We start from the raw sequence: 2,583 nt of genomic DNA on the forward strand, positions 1-2,583 counted from the left end.
CCCGCCCCTGTGGCTCCCGGCGCATCGGTTTCTGGGCCGGGTCGCCGGCGTCTTCGCGCCTCGTTCGTGTCTCTTCTGGTCACGCCCCGCGCGCGGTGGCGCGCTTTACGCCGGATGCCCCGTTCCTGCGGGGGGGGACGCGGGTTTGTCGTTTCCCGCCGGAGCGGGGGGGTCGTCGTTCGGCGCCGGGCTCGGCCACCGAGCCCGGGACGATCGCCCGTCAGAACCGGGGATGCTCGCCCACCAGCGATACCCGCGCGGCGCCGCTCTCCTTGGCCTTCTTCACCGTTCCCAGCGTCCAGCACTCGATGTGGCGGGCGGTGAGGACGGCCAGGGCGCGTTCGGCATCCTCCGGTGCGACGACGGCGACCATGCCGACGCCCATGTTGAACGTCTTCTCCATCTCGACGCGCTCGACGCGGCCGCGCTGGGCGATCATCTTGAACACGGGCGCGGGATTCCAGGTGCCGCGGTCGATTTCGGCGACGAGCCCGGCGGGCAGCACCCTGGCGAGGTTGCTGGCGAGCCCGCCGCCGGTGATGTGCGCGAAGGTGCGCACGTCGGTCTCGGCGACCAGGGCCAGGCAGTCCTTGGCGTAGATCCGGGTGGGTTCGAGCAACTCCTCGCCGAGGGTGCGGCCGAACTCCTCGACCTGCCCGGACAGTGACATCCGGTCGATCTCCAGCAGGACGTGGCGGGCGAGGCTGTAGCCGTTGGAGTGCAGGCCGGAGGAGCCCATCGCGATCACCACGTCGCCCGGGCGCACCCGGTCCGGCCCGAGCACGGCGTCGGCCTCGACCACGCCGACGCCGGTGGCGGAGATGTCGTAGTCGTCGGCGCCCATCAGGCCCGGGTGTTCGGCCGTCTCGCCGCCCAGCAGCGCGCAGCCCGCCTTCACGCATCCCTCCGCGATCCCGGACACGATCTGCGCCATCCGTTCCGGCACGACCTTGCCGACCGCGATGTAGTCCTGCAGGAACAGCGGTTCGGCCCCGCAGACCACCAGATCGTCGACGACCATGGCGACCAGGTCGAGCCCGACGGTGTCGTGCTTGTCCATCGCCTGCGCGATCGCGATCTTGGTGCCGACCCCGTCGGTGGAGGACGCGAGCAGTGGTTCGCGGTAGTCGCCCTTGAGCGCGAACAGCCCGGCGAAGCCGCCGAGTCCACCCTGTACCTCTGGCCTGGTCGCCTTCTTGGCCAGCGGCGCGTACAGCTCGACCGCGCGGTCACCGGCCTCGATGTCCACACCGGCCGCGGCGTACGAAGCACCGGCGTCACGGCCGTCCACACCGGCACCAGTCGGGGTCTGCTCAGTCATTTTCGGGGAAAGCTCCAAACCGAATCGGCGGATAGATGCCTGCTCACGCTACCGGAACCGGATAACGAGACTGCACCGGTATTGGCTTGACCGCTTGACAATCCGGGCAATTTCGACGGCCGATCGTTGACATACAAACTGTATGTATGTAAATCTGTGGGCACTTCGACAGCACCGACCCGGGAGGCACCCCATGGGAATCAGCAGCACACTCGGCCCGATCCGCGAGGTGGACCTGCCGGGCGGGCGGATCCGCTATCACGACACCGGTTCCGGCGCTCCGGTCGTCTTCGCGCACGGGTTGCTGGTCAACGCGGATCTGTGGCGCAATGTCGTGCCCGGCGTCGCGGCGGCCGGTCACCGGTGCCTCGCCCCCGACCTGCCCTTCGGGGCGCATTCGATTCCGGTGCCCGAGGCCGATCTGTCCCCGACGGGCGCCGCCGATCTGATCGCGGCCTTCCTGGAGCGGCTCGATCTCGAGGACGTGACGCTGGTGGCCAACGACACCGGCGGCGCGATCACCCAGATCCTGCTGACCCGCGACCGGTCGCGCATCGGCCGCGTGGTGCTCACCAATTGCGATGCCTACGACAAGTTCCTGCCGCAACCGTTCACGGCGCTGCCCCGGCTGGCCGCCGTCCCCGGCACCTTCCGGAGCCTGCTGGAGCTGATGCGGTGGCGGCCCGCGCAGCGACTGCCCATCGCCTTCGGCCTGGTGACCAAGCGGCCGGTGCCTCCGGAGTTCGCCGACTCCTATCTGTTGCCGAGCCGGCGGTCCGCGGCCATCCGGGCGGATCTGTACCGGTTCGTGCGCGGCATCCACAAGCGCTACACGCTCGCGGCCGCCGAGCGGTTCCACACGCTCGACCTGCCGGTGCTGCTGGCCTGGGCGCCTGAGGACAGGGTGTTCAAGGTGTCGTTCGCCGAGCGGCTGGCCCGGGATCTGCCCGATGCCACGCTGCGGCTGATCGATGATTCCTACACCTTCAGCGCCGAGGACCGGCCGGAGTTGCTCACCGAGTTGATACTGGAGTTCACTCGGCTGCATGCCACGCCGTAGCCAGGAGGACCGTTCGCGTACCACCAGGGCCGCGCTCGAGGACGCCGGTCGACGGCTGTTAGCCGAGCGCGGCTACGCGAATGTCTCCGCCGAGGAGATCGTGTCCGCCGCCGGGGTCACCCGCGGCGCGCTGCACCACCACTACGGCGACAAGCGCGGCCTGTTCCTGGCGGTGCTGGAGCTGGTGGAGGCCGACGCTACC

At 69.7% G+C, this 2,583-nt stretch carries 3 protein-coding genes; 2 read left to right on the forward strand and 1 reads right to left on the reverse strand.

Translation table 11 applies throughout. The annotated features are described in order from the left end of the window. Positions 1-220: 220 nt before the first annotated feature. Positions 221-1,321, reverse strand: coding sequence for a phosphoribosylformylglycinamidine cyclo-ligase (gene purM, locus QH290_RS10400; RefSeq protein WP_280382692.1), 1,101 nt, complete (start codon positions 1,319-1,321; stop codon positions 221-223). Between the two features lie 193 nt (positions 1,322-1,514). Between purM and QH290_RS10405 the strand changes: the two genes are divergently transcribed. Then, positions 1,515-2,381 (forward strand): alpha/beta fold hydrolase, encoded by an 867-nt coding sequence (locus QH290_RS10405; protein ID WP_280382693.1) that lies wholly within the window; start codon positions 1,515-1,517, stop codon positions 2,379-2,381. After that, positions 2,368-2,583, forward strand: a 216-nt coding sequence (locus QH290_RS10410; protein ID WP_280382694.1) for a helix-turn-helix domain-containing protein, incomplete at its 3' end; no start/stop codon positions are given. The genes QH290_RS10405 and QH290_RS10410, both read left to right, overlap by 14 nt.

This window comes from Nocardia wallacei, from assembly GCF_029869545.1.
Classification (GTDB): domain Bacteria; phylum Actinomycetota; class Actinomycetes; order Mycobacteriales; family Mycobacteriaceae; genus Nocardia; species Nocardia wallacei_A.

What these genes read in the sequence shown, in the direction of transcription:
- purM (WP_280382692.1), bottom strand. Translation starts at nt 1,321, where the DNA reads ATGACTGAGCAGACCCCGACTGGTGCCGGTGTGGACGGCCGTGACGCC.
- QH290_RS10405 (WP_280382693.1), top strand. Translation starts at nt 1,515, where the DNA reads ATGGGAATCAGCAGCACACTCGGCCCGATCCGCGAGGTGGACCTGCCG.